Genomic DNA, 18,383 nt, shown 5'->3' on the forward strand with positions numbered 1-18,383 from the left:
CCTCGTAGAAAAGGTTTTCTCATGGCTACTGGCGGCAGTGCGCCCACGCGGTCGCGCCGGGCGCGGCTGGGCCCCGCGTTCGTCACGGCGGCGCTCGTGTTCGGGCCCGGCAGCATCACGACCGCGAGCTCGATCGGGGCCCAGCACGCCTACCAGCTCGTCTGGGTTCCGGTGATCGCCACCGTCCTGATGCTGTGCTTCGTGGACCTGTCGGTGCGCATCGGCCTGACGACCGACCGCGGCCCGGTGGCCACCGTGTCCCGGCGCTACTCCCGCCCGGTCGGCGTGCTCGTCGGCATCGGGTCGTTCCTGGTGACGGCGTCGTTCCAGGCGGGCAACTCGGTCGGGACCGGCGCGGCGGCCACTGTGCTCTTCGGTGGCAACGTGGCGGTGTTCGCCGCGCTGTTCACCGTGCTCGCGATCGGGTTCCTGTGGCTGCCGTCGTTCTACCGCTCGCTCGAGACCCTGATGGTCGCGATCGTCGTCGTGATGCTGGTGGTCTTCGTGGTGACCGCGGTGCTGAGCCGCCCGGACCTCGGGGCGGTGGTCGCCGGCCTGGTGCCGCACCTGCCCGAGGGGTCCGCTGCCATCGTGGTGGGCATGGCCGCCACCACGTTCTCGGTGGTCGGAGCGCTCTACCAGATCCAGCTCGTCCGCGAGAAGGGCTGGACCGCCGAGCACTACCGCGAGGCGCGCCGGGACGCCATCAGCGGCACCATCGTGCTCGGCGTGCTCTCGCTCGTGATCATGCTGGCCGCCGCCGCGGTGCTGCACCCCGAGGGCATCAAGGTGACGTCGCCCGCCACGATGGCGGCGATCCTGGAACCCACGATCGGCGGCTGGGCGTCGGCGCTGTTCGCGGTGGGGCTGTGGGCCGCCGCGTTCTCCTCGCTGATCGGCAACAGCACGATCGGCGGCCACATGATCGCCGGCGCGCTCGACGTGGAGTCCGGCGGGCTGTCCTCGGCACGCGTCAAGGTGTGCATCACGGTCGTGATGGTCATCGGCGGTGTCGTCGCGGTCGTCTTCGGCGGGATCCCGGTGCAGCTCATCGTCACCGCGCAGGCCGTGACGATCTTCGCCGTGCCGCTCGTCGGGATCGTCCTCGTGGCACTCGCCCGCCACGCCGACCGCGGCCGGCTGCGGCTCGGTGCCGCCCAGACGGTGCTGGCCTGCGCCGGTGTCGCCTTCCTGCTCGTGCTCGCCCTGACCTACCTGGGGAACCTGCTGTGACCGACCCGACCGACCCGACCGAGCCGCCCACCGACGAGCCCGCGCTCGACGAGCGCCTCTCCCGCCCGGTTCCCGGGGTGGCCGGGGCGCTGGCCGCCGCCGGTGGCGACATCGTCCTGCTCGGCGCCGGCGGCAAGATCGGCCCGTCGATGGCCCGGATGGCCCGCCGGGCCCTCGACGACGCAGGCTCCGACGCACGGGTCCTCGCCGTGTCCCGGTTCTCCGACGCCGGGGTGCGGGCGGGGCTGGAGGCGGACGGGGTGCACACGCTCGCGGTGGACCTCGCCGACCCGGCCGCCTACGCCGACCTCCCGGGCGCGGCGGCGGTGTACTTCCTCGCGGCGATGAAGTTCGGCACCACCGGCCAGGAGCACCTGACCTGGTGGTCCAACGCGGCGATCCCCACGCTCGTCGCGGCGCGCTACCGCGGGGTGCCGACGGTGGTCTACTCCACCGGCAACGTCTACCCGCTGCGGCCGCTCGCCGCGGGCGGAGCCGTGGAGGGCGACCCCGCCGAGCCGGTCGGGGAGTACGCGCAGTCCTGCCTCGCCCGTGAGCGGATCTTCACGCACGCCGCGCACGAGTGGGGCACCCCCACCACGGTCTTCCGCCTGAACTACGCCTGCGAGCTGCGCTACGGCGTGGTCGCCGACATCGCGGTGAAGCTCGCGGCCGGCGAGCCCGTGGACCTGACCATGCCCGCGGTCAACGTCGTGTGGCAGGGCGACGTGAACGCGTGGGCGCTGCGGAGCCTCTCGCTTGCCGGCGTGCCGCCGCACGTGCTCAACGCGACCGGCCCGGAGACCGTGCCGGTGCGGCGCCTGGCCCTGCTGCTCGCCGAGCGCATGGGGGTCGAGCCCACCTTCTCCGGCGCGGAGGCGCCGGACGCGCTGCTGAACGACGCAGCCGAGTGCCACGAGCGCTTCGGTTACCCCACGGTGCCGCTGCGGCGGCTCGTCGGCTGGGTGGCCGAGTGGGTCGGAGCGGGCGGCCGTCAGCTGGGCAAGGCGACGAAGTTCCAGCAGCGGGAGGGGCGGTTCTGATGTCCCGCCTCACCGACCGGCTCCGGGGCGGGGTCGTCATCCCGGCCCACCCGCTCGCGCTGACCGAGGACGGCGCGGTCGACCTCGTCGCGCAGCGGGCGCTCACCCGGTACTACGCCGAGGCGGGCGCGCACGGCGTCGCCGTCGGCGTGCACACCACGCAGTTCGCGCTGCACGCCGACCAGGGGTTGCTCGCCGAGGTGTGGCGGCTTGCCGCCGCCGCCGGCCGGGGCGCGCTGCTGGTCGCGGGCGTGTGCGGAGACGTCGCCGACGCGGTCCGGGAGGCCGGGACGGCGGCGGCGCTCGGCTACGACGCCGCGCTGCTGTGCCCGTGGGGCATGGAGGAGGCGACCGACGAGGCGCTGCTGGAGCGGGCCCGGGCGGTCGGGGAGATCCTCCCGACGATCGGCTTCTACCTGCAGGAGAGCGTGGGCGGCCGGCGACTCGGCCGCGCGTTCTGGCGGGACCTGTTCGACATCGAGACGGTCGTGGCCGTCAAGTCGGCCCCGTTCGACCGGTACCGCAGCAACGACGTCGTGCAGGCACTGCTGGAACACGACCGGTGGGCCGATGTCGCCGTGCTCACCGGCAACGACGACGCGATCGTGCACGACCTGGTCACGCCCGTGCGCCGCACCGTCGGCGGTCGCACCCGCGAGGTGCGGACGGCCGGCGGGCTGCTCGGGCAGTGGGCGGTCGGCACCGCCGCAGCGGTCGGGCTCGTGGCGGAGGCCTGCGCCGCCCGCGACGCAGGCGCGGTGCCCACCCCGCTCCTCGCGGCCGCGGCCGACCTCGTCGAGATCAACGCCGCCGTCTTCGACGTCGACCACGGCTTCGCCGGCTGCGTCGCCGGCGTCAACGAGGTGCTGCGCCAGCAGGGCCTGCTGCGCTCCGCCCGCTGCCTCTCCGCGGCCGAGCGGCTCTCGCCCGGGCAACGGGAGCGCATCCAGGACGTACGGGACCGCCATCCCGGCTGGCTGGACGAGGAGTTCGTCGCCGAGCACCGCGACCGCTGGCTCGCATAGCCCGATCGAGCCCGAACGGTGGAACGAGTGCCGCCGCGATCACACTGCCGGCACCCCGACCCGGCCGAGGATCTCGCCGTGCGGGATCGCGAACCAGGCATCGGGGTGCTCGGCCACTGCCGCCAGCCACGGAGATCGCCTGCAGCTCCGCGCGCGTGGCGTGGCCGCCCTCGAGCGCCTGCTCGGCGATGCGGGAGTCCAGGATGCGCTGCGCCCACATGCCGCCCCACCACTCGCGCTCGGCGGGGCGGCGTGGCACCAGATCGAGGCGCTGGGCGTGACGTCGGTCGCGCCCGCGGCCCGCGCCCAGCAGAGCAGGCGGCGGCCGGCGTCGGGCTCGGAGCCGTTGCCGCGGGCCACCGCCTGGTAGACCTGCCGCCAGAGCTCGAGCCGGGGGTCGGCCGGCCACCAGAACGCTCCGCCGTAGTCCGTGTCGCTCGCCGCCACCACCCCACCGGGCCGGGTCACGCGGAGGAACACGCGCAGCGTGGCGACGGGATCGGTCAGGTGCAGCAGCGCCTGGTGCGCGTGCACGACGTCGACCGACGCGCCGTCCGCCGCGATCGCGTACGCGCTGCCGGGCTCGAACCGCACGTTCGGCACGCCACGGGCCGCGGCCGTGCCCCGGGCCTGTTCGAGGACGGCCTCGGACAGGTCGATCATCCACCCGGGCGGCCAGGTCGACGGTGATCGTGCCCGGCCCGCAGCCGACGTCGAGCACCGCGAGCCCCGGGCGGAGGTGCGGGGCGAGGTAGGCGCGGAGTTGTCCGCCGTGCGCCACGTCTGGGAGCGCACCACGCTCTCGGCGTGGCCCTGCCCGTAGCTCTGATCCGCACCCGCCATGGGGCCGACAGGAGGGTCAGTGTCTCAACGTGTGCAATGAACGTTCCGAATGTTGGGACACGGGACGAGTCGTCAGAACTCCCCGAAATCCCCGCCGTCGTCGAACCCGCCGACGTCCTCCTGGCCGCCCTCGTCAACCGGCTCCTCCGCGGCCTGCGCCTCCTCGGAGAACCCGGTGTCGTCGGCGAAGAACGCGTCGGCGATCGCGCTGCCGATGAACGCGCCCGCAACGCTCGCCAGGAGCGTGCCGGCGATCATCCCGCCCATCCCCATGCCGCGGCCGCCCGCACCGCCGCCGCCGCCGCCCAGTGCCCGTTCCATAGTGCCGGGCTGGCGCATCTCCGCCCGGGTGGCCATCCGGGCCATCGCCTGCGGATCGGTCGACGTGGCCCGCTCGGACTCCGGCACCGACGCCCCCACGTCGGTGAGCACCTTCTGGCGCTGCTCCGGCGTCAGCTTCGCGAACGCCTCCGCGTGCGCCTGCTCCACCGTCTCCGGCGGCGCCGTGCGCAGCATGTAGCGGTACCTCTCGATGGCCGCCTGGTCCGGGTCCTGCGGCGGCTGCGGAGCCCCGTACCCCTGGGCCCCGTACCCCTGCGCCTCGGAGCCCTGGCCCTGACCGGCGGGACCCGCGAGCTTCGCCTTGAGCTTGTCGAGCAGACCCATCCGAGTTCGCCCTCCTCTGTCATCCTTCGCGAACCGCTGACAAACGTGCGAAACGGACAGTAGCGTGTGCTCGACGGGCGAACGGCGGCATGGTGGCCTCACCGGCGTTCGTGGACCTCCTAGGGCTCGGTTCCTACCTGGCACGCCGGGCACAGGGTGGTGGCCGGGATGGCGGTGAGGACGGCGGGCGCGATGGCGGAGTCGCAAGCGCGGCACCGTCCATAGGTGCCGTCGTCCATCCGGGCCAGCGCGAGTTCGATGTCCGCGAGGGCCTGCCGCGCGCCGACGGCGACCAGTCCGCGGATCTCGCGCAGAGCCCGGCTCCCGTCATCGTCGGCCGCGTGAGGCTCGTGCCCGGAGGGTGACGTGCGGATCTCGTCGTGCGCGAGGAGATGGGCGAGCTGTTCCTCGCGGAAGTCGCGCTGCCGCTCGAGCTCCTCCCGCAAGGCGGGCAGCTGCCGCCGTGACCGGGCGAGGGACGACTGCACCATGCTGACCTCCACGGGCTGACCTCCCACGACCGGCGTCCCGACGCGCCGGCTCCAGGGCGGCGAGCCCTCGCTCTTCTTCACGATGCACGCCCGCGCCGGGGGCGGCAGGGGTTGTCCTCAGCCAAGTACCGGACGGTTTCGCTGCCGGGGCCCGGCAAACCGGTTGCGTCGCTCAGGAGCTGTCGGGGCGGCTCGCCGCTGGATCGTCCTGCCACTCGGGAAGTGCGAGCGTGGAGTGCAGGCGGCGCAGCTCGTCGCGGTGCAGCGCGCTGAGGCGAACGAGGACGCGCTCCCCGTCGGGGCTCAGCTGCACGCGCACCGCGCGTGCGTCCTCGGGATGCGGCACCCGCTCGACCAGGCCCTGTCCCTGCGCCCGGTTGACCAGTTCGACGACGCTGTGGTGCCGCAGCTGGAGCCGGTCGGCGAGCTCCCGCACGGTGGCCCACTCCCGGCCGGGAAAGCCCTTCAACGCCAGGAGCAGCTGGTACTGCTGTGGGGCCAGGCCGTGGCTGCGCACCGTCTCCTCGCTGAAGCGCAGGTAGCGGCGGATCCCGAAGCGGAACCGCGCCAGCGCCTCGAAGTCCTCCTTCGTCAGCGCCGCGGGGCCTGCCTGCTCGTCGTTCGCCGCCACCGTCACATGACACCACTCACGTACCTCGGCCCGTCGCATCGCCACAACTTATATCGCTTCACGATACATCGCGCTACGATAGAAAGCGGTGGTCGACGGAGGTGCGTCGTGCTCAGTGATCGGGACCGACAGGTGCTGCGCGGTGTCGAACGTCAGATCCTGAACGAGGATCCCGCGTTCGTCCGGTCCTTCGACGCCCGCGCCCAGCGCTTGCGCCGCCACGTGGGTGGTCCGGGTATCAAGATCCTCGTCGTCGCCGGGCTCCTTCTCAGCGCCTTCGTGCTGGTCGCCGGGTCTCCGGGCGGGGCGGTGCTGTTCGCCGTCGCGACCGGGGTCGTCTGGCTGGCGTGGCGGTGGGCGGGCGATGCGCACCGGCAGAACTCGTGACCCGTGACGGAAGCCGGAGGAGAAGGATGTTGACGATCGACGATCCGGCCGCCGGGCGGGGTGCGCACATCGGCCGGGCGGAGACCGGGGACGCGGTCCGGCACGCGGTGGCGCAGCGATGAGCCCCACCGGGGTGCGGGCGCCCGTCGTCGTGGCGGTGGACCACGCGGGATCCGCCGACGACGCCGTGGACTGGGCGGCCGCGGAGGCCGCGACCCGGGGATGCCCGCTGCGGATCGTGCACGTCGTGCACCCGATGCTCCCCGCGGATCCCTACGGGGTGGGCTCGCCGTTCGACAGCCTCCACGCGGCGCTTGCCGCGGCCGAGTCCGTGCTGTCGGAGGGCGTCGCGCGCGCCCGCGGCGTGGTGTCCGACATCGAGTTGACGGCGCGGCTGGTGTGCGGGTCGGCGGTGGGGATCCTGCTGGACGAGGCCGTCCGCGCGCAGCTGCTCGTCCTGGGCAACCGGGAGCGGAGCGGGCTGCGCGCCCGGCTGGCCAGGTCGGTGTCGGTCCACGTCGCCGCGCACGCGTCGTGCCCGGTGGTCGTCATCCGGCCGGCACGAGCGGAGGACGGTTCCGGTCCGCCGCGGGTCGTGGTCGGCGTCGACGGCGCCTCGACGCGCAGCCCCGCGCTCGGGTTCGCGTTCCAGGCCGCCCGGCAACGCGGCGTCCCCCTCGCGGCCGTGCACGCGTGGTCCCCGGACCCGCCCGCGGACCTCGAGGCGGTGCACTGCGCCTCGACGGCGGCCGAAGCCATCGAGCGCAGGGCCCTCGAGCGCGCGCTCCACCGGTGGCACGCCCAGTACCCCGACGTCCCGGTCGTCACCCGGCTCGTGCGCGACGATCCCGCCCGTGCCGTCACCGCCGAGTCCCACGGCGCAGCACTGGTCGTCGTCGGGTCGAGGGGGCGCCGCAGGCTGACCGGGACGGTGCGCGGTTCCGTGAGCCGCTCGGTCCTGCGCCACGCCCGTTGCCCGATCGCGATCGTCCGGGACCGCCTGGACTGTTCGGCCACCGGAGGGACCCGGTACGGCTTCGGCGTGAGCAGCGCCTGATCGCTGCCGGACCTCGGCAATGTCGTGGGCGAGAAGTTCGCCGAGGCCGGCCCCTGCCGGCGACTCCCCCCACCGGCAGTGTGGGAGGTGCCCGAGGACGGGCAGAGGGCCGGCCCTCCACCGGGCAGCTCCTGGTGCGGGACGCGCTCGGTCGCCCGGTGACGGCGGCTGCGGCCGGGCCGCGGCGACGCATCGGCGACATCGCCCTGCGCCGCACGGCGGCCGGCTGGACGGTCTGGGCCGCGGACACGCGCACCACCGTCCAGCGGCTCCTCGGAACGGCCTGCCGCCTCGTCGACCGGGAGGAGCTCCCCGCCGACCGCGCCGGACCACCGCCCTCGACCGCCGAACCGCCCGCCCCACCCCGAGAGGCCGTACCACATGCACGCGTGCCGCACCGGCCACAGCCCGCTGCCCACCTCGCCGGGGGTCGCCACCCTCCCCGCGGTGGACCTGGACATGAACCTGGTGGCGAGCATCGTCCGACGGGCGGGAGTGCGGTGCCGGGTCGAGACGCCGGACGACGCCACGACCCTGATCCTGGCCGAACCGCGCCACCTGAACGGCCGGATGCGCTTCACGGTCCGCGCCACGTGGGCCCGTGGCCACGGCCGCGACGGCGGTGATCACGTCTGCGTCGGGCCGAACGACGACGGCGGGACGGCGGTGCGCCTCGTGGCGCCGGACGAGCGCCACCTCGCCGCGCTCGTCGTCGCCCAAGCGCTCCGCGTGGAGCCGGAGGAGACGGTGACGCCCGACGAGGTCGCGGCGCTCGGGCTCGCGTAGCGGCCCCGTGGCCGGTGGCGTGCACTCACGGCACGAGCAGCATGCCGATCAGGTGGTCCAGCGCGTCGGTCAGCGTGGCCGGGTCCAGCCACGAGCCGGAGCTGACGGCGTGCAGCGCGAGCCCGTCGACGGCCGCGAGCGCGATGTGCGCCTTCCGGCGGGAGGTCTCCGGACCGTCCGTGCCGTGTCCGGCCAGTGCGATCACCCGGGCGATCGACTCGGTGACCTCGGCCAGGATGTCGGCCTGAACGGCCGCCAGTGCCGGGGCCGTGGCGGCGCGGGCGGCGAACGCCACCTGGATGCGGACCTCGGTGGCCCGCCGCTCGTCGAGCGGCAGCAGCTCGCGCAGCACCGTGGTCAGGTTGCGTTGCACGTCGGGACCGAGCACGACGTTCGCGACGCGCTCGCGGATGCGCCGCACCACCTCGGTGAACGCGGCGCCCAACATCGCGTCCTTCGTCGGGAAGTGGTGCTGGACGGTCCCGATCGAGACGCCGGCGGCGGCCGCCACCTGCCGGACGCTCACCGCCTCCAGGCCGTGCTGCGCCGTGATGTCCAGGAGGACGTCGGTGAGGACGTCCTTCGTGGGGCGGGTTGACAGTTCTGCCACACCCGGGAACCATACAGTCGTATGGGGGCATACGCTCGTATGGGGCTGCCGCGAGGGCTGATGGCGGGCACCGCCGCGGCGATCACCCTGGCGTGGGGCCTGTTCCTGCTCGATCCGGGCGCATGGCCGGGACTGCCGGGCGTGATCGCGCAGACCACGATCTACCTGGCCAACCTGGTGGTGACGGCGAGGAGCAGGCGAACGAAGGTCCGCATCGTGCGGGCGGTGCAGGGGTTCGTGGTGAACCCGCTGGTCCGGCTGCTCTACCAGCTCGGGCTCAACCCGTTGGGCCTCGCGATGCTGGAGACCCGGGGCAGGGTGAGCGGCGAGCCACGCCGGACCCCGGTCGGCAACGGCCGGGTCGGCGACGAGTTCTGGATCATCGCCGAGCACGGGACGCGGGCCGGGTACGTGCGCAACATCATGCGCGACCCGCGGGTGCGGGTCCGGCTGCGCGTCGGCTGGGGCTACCGCTGGGTCCCCGGACTCGCCGAGATCCTCCCCGACGAGGACGCGCTGGCACGGCAGCGGGCGATCATCCGCTGGCACCCGCTGCGGATGCTCAACGCCATGAACGTCCGGGTGCTCGGCGCCGACCTGCTGGTGGTGCGCGTCCGGCTGCTCCCCGACGGTCAGGTGGGGTCGTCGCGGGCCACGTCCCCGGGCGCGGTGTCGACGAGCTGGGCCGGGGCGTAGGGCGGTGCCGCAGCGATCCCGCGCAGCGAGGCCAGGTCGGCGTGGTCGACGTCGCGGGGCTCGTACCCGCTGTGGAACAGCAGTTGCTGCTCCACGGAGATGCAGCCGACCGGGCGGCCGGCGATCGTTCCGGTGGTGAAGCAGGCCCTGGGCCAGTGGAAGACGTGACCGTCGAGGCCCGCCTGGTGGCCATCGCCGGCGTCGTCGAACGTCAGGGGGTGGAGGTCCACCCGGCCTCGTCCCTCGGCGACGACCTCGACCCGGACCGGCCGCCAGTCGGTCTCGATGAGGTACCCCAGCCGGCCGAGGGCCCGCAACGCAGCGGGTTCGTGCTCGGCGGCGATGGCGAGGTCCAGGTCGCGGTGGGGGCGGGTCCGGCGCCCGACCAGCGCGTCGACCCCCCACCCGCCGCTGATCCACGCGTCGCAACCGGCGGCGGCGAGCGCGTCCAGAACGGTGTGGACCTCGTCGGCATCCATGGCGTCAGCCTGCGGCGAGGCTGTGGGCGAGGCCGCCCATCGCGCGCCTGAGGTCGGCGAGCCGGTGGCCCTCGTCGTGGCGCCAGTGCCGGACCTGTTCCGCGGTGAGCGCGGCGAGGAGCACGTCCGCGCGCACGTCCGGGTCGGGCGCGCCGGCCTCGGCGAACAGGATCCGGCAGTGCAGGCGCCAGAACCTATGCGAGCCGGTCCGCAACCGGGCGCCGGGGCTCGCGGTCTGGGAGAGCGCGACGACGTCGACGTGCGCGTCGACGTAGGCGAGGTACGCCTCGGTGAACGCGGCGAGCCGCTCGACGGCGGGTGCGCCGGGGCCGAGCGGGGGCGGGCCGCTGAGCAGCTGCTGCTGCAGCTGCGTCTCGCGCTCGTCGAGCAGTGCCGCGGCCAGCCCCGACTTGTCGCCGAACCGCCGGTACAGGGTGCCCTTTCCCACGCCTGCGGCGGCCGCGACGTCGTCCATGCTGACCCTCGCGACGCCGCGCTCCGCGAACAGCTCGGCCGCGGCGGCGAGCACCTTGCGCCGGTTGCGCACGGCGTCGGCCCGCTCCTTGGGAGCGTCGCCGGCCAGCAGGTCCACCGCTCGACTCTAACGTTGACGTAATCGGACCGCAGTCCGTATCGTCCCGCCCATGAGCTTGCCCACCGGGGAGGGACTTCGCCTCGTGCGCGCCTACGGCGCCGCGGAGCACTGGCTCGCGGTGCTGGTCACCAGCGGACGCGACGCGCCGTCGGTCAGCCTCGTCAACGCAGGCGTGCTGCCGCACCCCGTGACCGGCGATCCGACGGTCGCGTTCGTCGCGCGCGGCGCGACCGCCAAGCTCGCGAACCTGCGCAAGGGTCCGCGGGCCACGCTCGTGTTCCGGTCGGGGTGGGAGTGGGTGGCCGTCCGCGGGCCGGTCGAGCTGGCCGGCCCTGACGACCCGCTCGCCGGCGTGGACCTGCGGGAGCTGCTGCGCGACATCTACGTCGCCGCCGGAGGCGAGCACCCCGACCTCGACGAGTACGACCGGGCGATGGCCGCCGAGCGGCGCACCGCGGTGCTGCTGCGGCCTGCGCGGTTCACGAGCAACCCGCCCGGCACCGAGCACGAGGAGAACTGATGCCGATGTCCACGATCGAGGTGTGGTCCGACCTGCTCTGCCCGTTCGCCTACGTGGGGCTGCTGCGGCTGCGTCGCGCCCGCGAACGGCTCGGGCTCGACGTGCGGATCGAGCACCACACGTTCCCGCTGGAGCTGTTCGACGGGCCGCACCGGCGCCGGGGCACCGACACCGAGGCCGTCGGGCTGGGGCAGATCGAGCCCGAGGCCGGGTTCCGGGTGTGGACGGCAGCGGACGACCTCTACCCGCACACCGTGCTGCTCGCCGCCGAGGCCGTGCACGCCGCGAGCGCGCAGGGGCTCGCCGCGGGCGTGGAGCTCGACCTGGCGCTGCGCCGTGCGTTCTGGACCGAGTCGCGCTCGATCGGCCACCGGCGGGTGATCCTCGACGTCGCCGCGGGGGTCGCGCAGGTCGACGTCGAGGAGCTGACCGCGGCGCTCGACGACGGACGGCACCGCAAGCATGTGATGGCCGACTTCGCCGTCGCCGCCACCGACGCGATCCCCACCAGCCCCACGCTCCGCTTCGCGGACGGCACCACGGTTGCCAACCCGGGGATCGAGGTGCACTGGGAGGGGCCGTTCGCCGCGGGCTTCCCGGTCGTGGACGCCCACGACGCAGGCGTGTACGACGAGCTCCTCCGGCGCGCCGGATGACCCTGCGCAGGGTGGTCGTCGGCGTGCTCGAGACCAACTGCTGGATCGTCGACGCAGGCGGCCAGACACTCGTCGTCGACCCCGGCGACCAGCCCGACCGGATCCTCGCGGCGACCGAGGGCCTGGACGTCACGGCCATCCTGCTCACCCACGCCCACTTCGACCACGTGCTGGCGGTGCCCGCGCTGGTCGACGCGTGGGCGGTGCCCGTGCTGGCCCACCCCGCCGAGGCGCCGGTGTGGCCGCACGAGCTGGCCACCGTCCGGCGGGACGGGCACTGGGACGCCGGTACGGCGACGGCCGACGTACTCGCCGTCGACCCTTCGCGGCTCGCAGCGCCGGACCGGCTGTGGGACGGTGCGTTCACCCCCGTCGCCGACCTCGAGGACATCCCGATCGGGCCGCTCACCGCCCGGGTGCTGCACACACCCGGCCACACGCCGGGTGGGATCGGCCTCCTCGTCGGGGACCACCTGCTGAGCGGCGACACGCTCTTCCCCGGCGGGCCCGGGCTCACCGGTCCTCCGCTCTCCGACTTCCCCACGATCATCGGCTCGGTGCGCAGGCTCCTCGCCCTCCCGGGTGAGACCTTGATCCATCCCGGCCACGGCCCCGGCACCACCGTCGCGATCGAGCGTCCCCGGCTCGACGAGTGGGTCAGGCGCGGTTGGTGATCCCGTCGACCTCCGGGACCTGCCGGGCGCCTGCCCGCTCGGCCCCGATGCCGGCCGCCACCACCAGCGCGATCCCGGCGACGGGCCACCACCCGGGCAGCTGGCGCAGCGCCACCACGCCGACGACCAGCGCGATCGCCGGTTCCAGCGCCATCAGCACGCCGAACGCGGCGGTGGTCAGCCGGCGCAGTGCGAGCATCTCGAGGCTGAACGGGACGACGGGCAGCAGGACCGCAAGGCCGAGCCCGACCAGGAGCAGCTCACCGGTCAGGTGGCCGAACACCTCGGGGCCGTCGGACACGCTCACCACCGCGGTCGCCGCCAGCCCGGCGACGGGCATCGAGACCGCCAGCCCGCGCAGCCCCGCCACCTCGTCGCCGACCCGCTGGGTGAGCAGGATGTAGGCCGCCCAGCACGAGGCCGCGGCGAGCGCGTACGCCACCCCGACCGGATCGGCTCCGCCCTGCCACGGCTCGGTCAGCAGCACGACCCCGGCAGCGGCGACCAGCGCCCACGCTTTCGCCACGCCGCGCCCGCGGGCGACCGCCACCCCGAGCGGGCCGAGGAACTCCAGTGCGCTCGCCGTGCCGAGCGGCAGGCGGGCGACCGCGGCCATGAAGAACAGGGTGAGCGCGGCAGTCACCACCCCGAGCGCGACGGCCGTGACCAACCCGCGCCTGCTGAACGCCGACGGGCGCGGTCGCACCACCACCAGCAGGATCGCCCCGGCCCACGCCAGCCGCAGCCACGCCGTGCCTTCGGTGCCGATCCGGTCGATCAGCCCGACGGACACGGCCAGCCCGAGCTGGACGCAGAGCATGGCGACGAGCGCGAACGCGGCTCCGGTGCGGGACGGGGTCATGCCTCCCAGTCAAGGCGACCGGACCGTTCGCGTCCACGTGACTTTCCTGCACATACCGTTCAGGATTCGTGAATGGAGACGCGGCGCCTGGAGTTCCTCGTGGAGCTGGCCCGGCTCGGCTCGATGCGGGAGGTCGCCGATGTGCTCGGCGTGACCACGTCGACCGTGTCGCAGCAGATCGCGGCGCTGGCCCAGGAGGTGGGAGCGCCGCTCGTCGAGCCGGTCGGGCGGCGGGTCCGGCTGACGCCCGCCGGCCGCCGACTGGCCGACCACGGCATCACGATCCTGGCCGCGGTCGACGTCGCACGGCGCGACCTCGACCCGGGCGCGGAGCCGGCCGGCACGGTCCGCGTCGCCGGGTTCGCGACCGCGATCCGGCGCTCGTTGCTGCCGCTGCTGCCCGACCTGGCCGCCTCCCACCCGCACGTGCGGCTCGTGTGCGCCGAGCACGAGCCCACCGAGGCGCTCGCGCTGCTGGCGGACGACGCCGTCGACCTCGCGCTGGTCTACGAGTACGACCTGGCGCCGCGCCCGTTCGGCCGCCGGGTGCAGGCCACCCCGCTGTGGAGCGCGCCATGGGGCCTGGGCGTGCCGGCCGCCGACGCGGACCCCGCTGGGGACGCGGTCGCGGTGTTCCGCAGGTACGCCGACCGCGACTGGATCGTGAACTCCCGCAACACGGCCGACGAGGACGCGGTGGCCGTGCTGGCCGCGCTCGCCGGGTTCACGCCCCGGCTCTCCCACCGCGCCGACAGCCTCAGCCTGGTGGAGGACCTCATCGTCTCCGGGCTCGGTGTGGGCCTGCTGCCCGAGCACCCGGGCCCGCGGCGCGGGGTGCGGGTACTGCCGCTCCGCGGGCCCGGGGTCCGGCTGCGCGCCCGCGCCGTGGTCGCGAGGGGCCGGGAGAGGTGGGCGCCGCTGGCCCTCGTCCTCGCGCGGTTGACCGGTTCCTCCGCGGCTCGGCCCGGGCGGTGATCAGGCCTTGCGTCCCACCGCGCCGAACTGGGGAACGTCCGCGATGCCGCCGGCCTGCGTGTCGTCCGGGCGCCGGCGCGAACAGGGCACGACACCCGGTTCTCCGGGGCGATCCGCTGGGCCACCTCGTGCGTGTTGGACGAGGTGGGCAGGCCGGTGCCGATGTCGAGGAACTGCCGGACGCCCTCCTGGCCCGCGAGGTGCGCCGTCACCCGCCCGAGGAACGCGCGGTCGGCCGCGCGACGTCCACGATCGACGGGAACATCCTCTGCACGGCCGCGCCCGCCTCGCGGTCCGCCACGTAGTTTGTCCTTGCCGCCCAGCCAGTAGTTCCATACCCGGGCGTTGTGCGCGACGGTCGTGCCGAGTTCGCATGCCGCATCGGTCGTCCGCCGCCAGTTGCTGCTCGCTCGGACCGGCGAACCCCACCGGCCAGGACGTGATCATCCTCCGGCTACAGGTGGTCCGTGTAGAAGTCGACGAGCCGGTCGACGGCGGCGTCGACGTACTCGGGCACGTCGTACATCTCGTAGTGGCCCGCGCCCTCGACCACCATGAGATCGACCGGGTTGGGTGCCAGCTTCCACAGCTGCATGCCGGACTCGTACGAGCCGGTGTTCCCGATGCGTCCGGCGACGATGACCTGCAGCGGCTGGGTCATGAGCTGGTCGACCACGTGGTACGCGTCGTAGCCCAGGAGCAGCGAGTCGCTACGCGAGAGGCGGCGGTTCGTCGAGTGCTCGTTCCGGCCCCGCCCGGTGCGGTAGAACGTGATGGCCTGGGTCGTGTCGATGTCGGTCAGCCCGGCCGCGGCGGCCTCCTCCAACGTGTCGGGCAGCCAGTTCACGCGGGTCAGCTCGCCGGTGCGGCTCTCGTCGGTGCGCGCGGCGGCCAAGGCCTCGAGCGGGGCCACCGGGCCGCCGGCACGGCTGCGGGACGACGTTCCGATGTTGACCGGGACGACCGTGCCGACCGCCTTGATGCGGTGGTCCGTGCGGGCGGTGTGCACCGCGTAGCCGCCGCCTGCGCAGATGCCGAGGACGCCGATGCGTTCCGGGTCGATGCCGGGGATCGCGGCGAGCGCGTCGATCGCGTAGGAGATGTCCTCACCGCGGCGGTACGGGTCTTCGAGGTCGCGGGGCTCGCCACCGCTCTGGCCCTGGTGGGCGGGGTCGAACACGAGCGCCGCGATGCCCCGGGCGGCGAGGCGGGATGCGTAGTTCGCGCCGATCTGCTCCTTCACGCTGCTGCCGGGCGTGGAGAGCACGACGGCGCGCAACGGCGCCGCTTCGTCGATCTGCCCGGGCAGGTGGAGGTCGGCCGCGAGTTCGATCGGCCCGCGCGGGATCGTGATGTGCTGAAGCACCCGATGGCACCTTCCGCGTAAAGTTCGTTCGGACGCCGATCAGTTCGGCATCTAGTTAGTACAGTTTCGAACTAGTTCCGAACCGTACCACCCGGACGAGGGGGCTCGCGTGTCGGTCGACGCCGCGCAGCTGTGGACGTTGAACCACCGCCTGCTGACCGTCGTGCTGCACGCCTGCGGCCCCGAACTGGCCGAACTCGGGCTCGAGACGAAGGAGTTCTTCGTGCTCGCCGAGGTGACCGCCTCGCCGTACCCGGCGGAGCTCGCGGCGACGCTGATGATCCCCAAGGCGAGCGTGACGGCCTACGTGCGGAACCTCGTCGCGAAGGGGTTCGTGCGACGAGAGATCGACGACGCGGACCTGCGGCGGCACCGGCTCGTGCTGACCGCCGATGGCGAGGCGGCGCGGGACCGTGCGCTCGCCGCGCTCGCGACGGAGTTCGACCGCAGGCTGGCGAGGATCGCGCCTCGCGACCGCACGGAGCTGCAGCGGATCCTGCTGGCCCTGCTCGCGATCGACTGACGACGGGGCGCGGTCAGCCGGCCGCGGTGAGCGTGGGGTGCCTGCGGTACCTGCCCGGCGCCACTCCGAAGTGGCGCTTGAACGCCTTCGCGAACGCGAACTCGGACGTGTAGCCCACCTGGTAGGCGACGGCGCCCAGCGACGCGTCCGACGAGCGCAGCAGGCGGCCGGCCAGCACCATCCGCCACCACGTGAGGTAGGCCAGTGGCGGCCGGCCGGTCAGCGTGCTGAAGCGGCGGGCGAACGCGGCACGCGACAGCCCCACTGCTGCGGCGAGGCTCTCGACGGTCCACGGATCGCCCGGCCGTTGGTGCATGTGCCGGAGCGCGGTGTGGACGACGGGATCGGTGAGGGCGGCGGCCCATCCGGCGGGTGCGTCCTGCGCGGGCGCCGCCTCGAGCCACGCGCGGACGATGTAGAGCAGGAGGGCGTCGAGCAGGGCGGTGACGACGGCGTCCGATCCGGGCCGGCGGGACTCCAGCTCGGTGCCGAGCAGGTCGACGGCGGCGCGCAGCGCCGGGTGGTGCCCGATCCGTGCGGGCAGGTGGATGACGTCTGGCATCCCGAGCAGCAGGGGGTGGGCGTACCCGCGATCGAGCTGGTAGGCGCCGCACAGCAACAGGGCCGGGCCCGCCCCCTCGGCAGCGGCGGGGGAGGTGTCGGCCAGCGGTGACCCGGGCGGTGCGGGCGCGCCGAACTCGACGAGCGCCGTCGGCGGCACGTCGACCAGCGGCGTGCCGGGGCTGTCGGCGAGCCCGTGCCCGCGACCGGTGGGCAGGAAGACGACGTCGCCCGCGTGGACGTGGACCGGCGGGGCGTCGCCGGGCGGGAGCACCCAGCAGGAGCCGTGCAGGACGACGTGGAACCCCGCGCTGCTGGCCGGCAGGAACCGGAAGCCCCACGGTGCGGCCACGAGGGTGCGCGAGGCGTGGGGCCGGCCGAGTCGCACGGCGGCGATCGCGTCGCTGAGCACGTCCACACCGGCACCGTACCGATGGACGCGATGCGGGAGACGATCGGACATGAATCGGAGCGCTGCTGGCATGGGAACGATCGAGGAGTGCTCATAGCGTGCTCGGCATGACCATCGGCCTCACCCTCTCCCCGACGCCCGCGAAGAACGCCGTCGACCACTACGTCGAGGTCGCGGCGATGGCCGCCGACGCCGGCGTCGGTGCGATCTGGATCAGCCAGTTCTTCGAGGTCGACGCGCTCTCGATCGCCGCGCTCGTCGGTCACGCCGTGCCGGGCGTCGCCGTCGGCACCGCCGTGGTGCCGATCTACCCGCGCCACCCGCTGGTGGTCGCCTCGCAGGCGCTGACGGCGCAGGCGGCCAGCCACGGCCGCTTCCAGCTCGGCATGGGGCTCGGGTCCCCGCCGCTCGTCCAACGGGCCTTCGGCTCCGAGGTGGCGCGCCCGAGCCGGCATGCCCGCGAGTACCTGACCGCGCTGCGCTCCGCCCTGGCGACGGGCCGGGTGGACCTGCACGGGGAGACGCTGACCGCGGTCGCCCCGATGCCCGTCGTCGTGCCCGGCGCGGACACCCCACCCCCGATCCTGTTCGCGTCGGTCGGCGAGCAGTCGCTGCGCCTGGCGGGCGAACTGGCCGACGGGACGTTCCCGTACCTCGCGGGCCCGGCAACGCTCGCCGAGTCGATCGTGCCCACCATCTCGGCCGCCGCTGCGTCCGCCGGTCGCCCCGCCCCGCGGATCGTCATGGTCGTGCCCGCGGTCGTCACGTCCGACGTCGAGGGGGTGCGCGACCGGGCCGCAGCACACATGGCGTTCTACGACGACGTCCCGGCCGCGCGGCTCTCGATGCGGCGCGAGGGCGTCGCGCACGCCCACGAGCTCGCGGCGATCGGCGACGAGGAGACCGTGGCCGCGGCGATCGAGCGCTACGTCGAGGCCGGTGCGACCGAGGTGTCGATCGCGTACACGGACATCGGCACGCCGGAGGAGCAGGCGCGCACGATCGCCCTGATCGGCAGGCTCAACCGGTCCCGGGCCGGCGGGCTCGTCACCGCATGACACCCCCTGTGGCAACCCCAAGATCGAGATTAGGCCGCTGCGGGTGTGGTGAGGCGTTGGAGCGCGCCGTGTTTGGTGGGGTTGTAGGGCACGCCGTCGAGCCAGCAGCGCCAGATCACGCGGATCCAGGCGCGGGCCAGGATGCGCACGGCGTGGGGGTGGTCTTTGCCGGCGGCGATGGCGTCGCGGTAGATCTTGGCGGCCCACGGGCTGGCGTGGCGGCTGTTGTCGGCG

The 18,383-nt window shown here is 74.1% G+C and carries 23 protein-coding genes and 2 pseudogenes; 13 read left to right on the forward strand and 12 right to left on the reverse strand.

Going from position 1 to position 18,383, the window contains the following annotated elements; all coding sequences use genetic code 11:
* Nucleotides 1-21 precede the first annotated feature (21 nt).
* From ABEA81_RS31515 to ABEA81_RS31525, 3 genes are read left to right on the forward strand one after another with little or no spacing between them, the layout of a single operon-like run.
* Nucleotides 22-1,233, forward strand: a complete 1,212-nt coding sequence (locus ABEA81_RS31515; RefSeq protein ID WP_345610128.1) for an Nramp family divalent metal transporter — start codon at nucleotides 22-24, stop codon at nucleotides 1,231-1,233.
* Entirely contained in the window at nucleotides 1,230-2,276 is a 1,047-nt protein-coding gene (locus tag ABEA81_RS31520; RefSeq protein ID WP_345610130.1) for an NAD-dependent epimerase/dehydratase family protein, read from the forward strand. Before ABEA81_RS31515 ends, ABEA81_RS31520 begins: the two co-directional genes overlap by 4 nt.
* The gene (locus ABEA81_RS31525) at nucleotides 2,276-3,301 is read left to right on the forward strand and encodes a dihydrodipicolinate synthase family protein (RefSeq protein ID WP_345610132.1); all 1,026 of its coding nucleotides are present in this window, start codon (nucleotides 2,276-2,278) and stop codon (nucleotides 3,299-3,301) included. Before ABEA81_RS31520 ends, ABEA81_RS31525 begins: the two co-directional genes overlap by 1 nt.
* Before the next feature lie 39 nt (nucleotides 3,302-3,340).
* Here the strand turns inward: ABEA81_RS31525 and ABEA81_RS31530 are convergent, their stop codons facing one another.
* From ABEA81_RS31530 to ABEA81_RS31545, 4 genes are all read right to left on the reverse strand, one after another.
* A complete protein-coding gene (locus ABEA81_RS31530; RefSeq protein ID WP_345610134.1) occupies nucleotides 3,341-4,144 on the reverse strand; it encodes a class I SAM-dependent methyltransferase in 804 nt (267 codons plus the stop codon).
* A 72-nt stretch (nucleotides 4,145-4,216) separates the two neighbouring features.
* Nucleotides 4,217-4,810 (reverse strand): hypothetical protein, encoded by a 594-nt coding sequence (locus ABEA81_RS31535; RefSeq protein ID WP_345610136.1) that lies wholly within the window; start codon nucleotides 4,808-4,810, stop codon nucleotides 4,217-4,219.
* 119 nt (nucleotides 4,811-4,929) lie between these two features.
* Nucleotides 4,930-5,301 (reverse strand): TraR/DksA family transcriptional regulator, encoded by a 372-nt coding sequence (locus tag ABEA81_RS31540; RefSeq protein ID WP_345610138.1) that lies wholly within the window; start codon nucleotides 5,299-5,301, stop codon nucleotides 4,930-4,932.
* A 172-nt stretch (nucleotides 5,302-5,473) separates the two neighbouring features.
* Nucleotides 5,474-5,932 (reverse strand): MarR family winged helix-turn-helix transcriptional regulator, encoded by a 459-nt coding sequence (locus ABEA81_RS31545; protein WP_345610140.1) that lies wholly within the window; start codon nucleotides 5,930-5,932, stop codon nucleotides 5,474-5,476.
* A gap of 108 nt (nucleotides 5,933-6,040) precedes the next feature.
* Between ABEA81_RS31545 and ABEA81_RS31550 the strand changes: the two genes are divergently transcribed.
* From ABEA81_RS31550 to ABEA81_RS31560, 3 genes are all read left to right on the forward strand, one after another.
* Nucleotides 6,041-6,319, forward strand: coding sequence for a DUF3040 domain-containing protein (locus ABEA81_RS31550; RefSeq protein ID WP_345610142.1), 279 nt, complete (start codon nucleotides 6,041-6,043; stop codon nucleotides 6,317-6,319).
* A 118-nt stretch (nucleotides 6,320-6,437) separates the two neighbouring features.
* Entirely contained in the window at nucleotides 6,438-7,376 is a 939-nt protein-coding gene (locus ABEA81_RS31555) for a universal stress protein (RefSeq protein WP_345610144.1), read from the forward strand.
* Nucleotides 7,377-7,757: 381 nt separating this feature from the next.
* Nucleotides 7,758-8,162 carry a hypothetical protein gene (locus ABEA81_RS31560; RefSeq protein WP_345610146.1) on the forward strand — a complete coding sequence of 135 codons (405 nt, stop codon included), beginning with the start codon at nucleotides 7,758-7,760 and terminating at the stop codon, nucleotides 8,160-8,162.
* A gap of 25 nt (nucleotides 8,163-8,187) precedes the next feature.
* Here ABEA81_RS31560 and ABEA81_RS31565 read toward each other — a convergent pair whose 3' ends face one another.
* Nucleotides 8,188-8,772 carry a TetR/AcrR family transcriptional regulator gene (locus tag ABEA81_RS31565; protein ID WP_345610148.1) on the reverse strand — a complete coding sequence of 195 codons (585 nt, stop codon included), beginning with the start codon at nucleotides 8,770-8,772 and terminating at the stop codon, nucleotides 8,188-8,190.
* A 60-nt stretch (nucleotides 8,773-8,832) separates the two neighbouring features.
* On the opposite strand from ABEA81_RS31565, the gene ABEA81_RS31570 reads away from it, so the two are divergent.
* A complete protein-coding gene (locus ABEA81_RS31570) occupies nucleotides 8,833-9,468 on the forward strand; it encodes a nitroreductase/quinone reductase family protein (RefSeq protein ID WP_345610150.1) in 636 nt (211 codons plus the stop codon).
* On the opposite strand, the gene ABEA81_RS31575 is transcribed toward ABEA81_RS31570, so the two are convergent.
* Nucleotides 9,405-9,947, reverse strand: coding sequence for a nucleotidyltransferase domain-containing protein (locus ABEA81_RS31575; protein ID WP_345610152.1), 543 nt, complete (start codon nucleotides 9,945-9,947; stop codon nucleotides 9,405-9,407). The genes ABEA81_RS31570 and ABEA81_RS31575 overlap by 64 nt on opposite strands.
* Before the next feature lie 4 nt (nucleotides 9,948-9,951).
* A complete protein-coding gene (locus ABEA81_RS31580; RefSeq protein ID WP_345610154.1) occupies nucleotides 9,952-10,539 on the reverse strand; it encodes a TetR/AcrR family transcriptional regulator in 588 nt (195 codons plus the stop codon).
* 52 nt (nucleotides 10,540-10,591) lie between these two features.
* Between ABEA81_RS31580 and ABEA81_RS31585 the strand changes: the two genes are divergently transcribed.
* Genes ABEA81_RS31585 through ABEA81_RS31595 form a run of 3 tightly spaced genes read left to right on the forward strand, consistent with a single transcriptional unit; the run spans nucleotide 10,592 to nucleotide 12,392 of the window.
* The gene (locus tag ABEA81_RS31585) at nucleotides 10,592-11,062 is read left to right on the forward strand and encodes a pyridoxamine 5'-phosphate oxidase family protein (protein ID WP_345610156.1); all 471 of its coding nucleotides are present in this window, start codon (nucleotides 10,592-10,594) and stop codon (nucleotides 11,060-11,062) included.
* Nucleotides 11,062-11,718: a DsbA family oxidoreductase gene (locus ABEA81_RS31590; protein WP_345610158.1), complete on the forward strand. Its 657-nt coding sequence runs from the start codon at nucleotides 11,062-11,064 to the stop codon at nucleotides 11,716-11,718. Before ABEA81_RS31585 ends, ABEA81_RS31590 begins: the two co-directional genes overlap by 1 nt.
* A complete protein-coding gene (locus ABEA81_RS31595; RefSeq protein ID WP_345610160.1) occupies nucleotides 11,715-12,392 on the forward strand; it encodes an MBL fold metallo-hydrolase in 678 nt (225 codons plus the stop codon). Before ABEA81_RS31590 ends, ABEA81_RS31595 begins: the two co-directional genes overlap by 4 nt.
* On the opposite strand, the gene ABEA81_RS31600 is transcribed toward ABEA81_RS31595, so the two are convergent.
* On the reverse strand, nucleotides 12,376-13,254 hold the full coding sequence (locus ABEA81_RS31600; RefSeq protein ID WP_345610162.1) for an EamA family transporter: 879 nt from the start codon (nucleotides 13,252-13,254) through the stop codon (nucleotides 12,376-12,378). The two genes, ABEA81_RS31595 and ABEA81_RS31600, sit on opposite strands and share 17 nt — an antisense overlap.
* 72 nt (nucleotides 13,255-13,326) lie before the next feature.
* Between ABEA81_RS31600 and ABEA81_RS31605 the strand changes: the two genes are divergently transcribed.
* On the forward strand, nucleotides 13,327-14,229 hold the full coding sequence (locus ABEA81_RS31605; RefSeq protein ID WP_345610163.1) for a LysR family transcriptional regulator: 903 nt from the start codon (nucleotides 13,327-13,329) through the stop codon (nucleotides 14,227-14,229).
* Nucleotides 14,230-14,381: 152 nt separating this feature from the next.
* Here ABEA81_RS31605 and ABEA81_RS31610 read toward each other — a convergent pair.
* Both ABEA81_RS31610 and ABEA81_RS31615 read right to left on the reverse strand, forming a co-directional pair.
* Nucleotides 14,382-14,552 (reverse strand): annotated as a pseudogene (locus tag ABEA81_RS31610) (SAM-dependent methyltransferase); the annotation flags it as partial.
* A 131-nt stretch (nucleotides 14,553-14,683) separates the two neighbouring features.
* Nucleotides 14,684-15,595, reverse strand: coding sequence for an alpha/beta hydrolase (locus ABEA81_RS31615; protein ID WP_345610165.1), 912 nt, complete (start codon nucleotides 15,593-15,595; stop codon nucleotides 14,684-14,686).
* A 109-nt stretch (nucleotides 15,596-15,704) separates the two neighbouring features.
* Here ABEA81_RS31615 and ABEA81_RS31620 point away from each other — a divergent pair, with 109 nt between their 5' ends.
* Nucleotides 15,705-16,118 carry a MarR family winged helix-turn-helix transcriptional regulator gene (locus ABEA81_RS31620; RefSeq protein WP_345610167.1) on the forward strand — a complete coding sequence of 138 codons (414 nt, stop codon included), beginning with the start codon at nucleotides 15,705-15,707 and terminating at the stop codon, nucleotides 16,116-16,118.
* A gap of 13 nt (nucleotides 16,119-16,131) precedes the next feature.
* Here the strand turns inward: ABEA81_RS31620 and ABEA81_RS31625 are convergent, their stop codons facing one another.
* A complete protein-coding gene (locus ABEA81_RS31625) occupies nucleotides 16,132-17,097 on the reverse strand; it encodes an AraC family transcriptional regulator (RefSeq protein WP_345610169.1) in 966 nt (321 codons plus the stop codon).
* A gap of 101 nt (nucleotides 17,098-17,198) precedes the next feature.
* Between ABEA81_RS31625 and ABEA81_RS31630 the strand changes: the two genes are divergently transcribed.
* A complete protein-coding gene (locus tag ABEA81_RS31630) occupies nucleotides 17,199-18,149 on the forward strand; it encodes a TIGR03564 family F420-dependent LLM class oxidoreductase (protein WP_345610171.1) in 951 nt (316 codons plus the stop codon).
* A 29-nt stretch (nucleotides 18,150-18,178) separates the two neighbouring features.
* Here the strand turns inward: ABEA81_RS31630 and ABEA81_RS31635 are convergent.
* A pseudogene (locus tag ABEA81_RS31635) lies at nucleotides 18,179-18,383 on the reverse strand (IS110 family transposase); the annotation flags it as partial.

It is taken from the genome of Pseudonocardia adelaidensis, assembly GCF_039543345.1.
GTDB classification, from domain to species: domain Bacteria; phylum Actinomycetota; class Actinomycetes; order Mycobacteriales; family Pseudonocardiaceae; genus Pseudonocardia; species Pseudonocardia adelaidensis.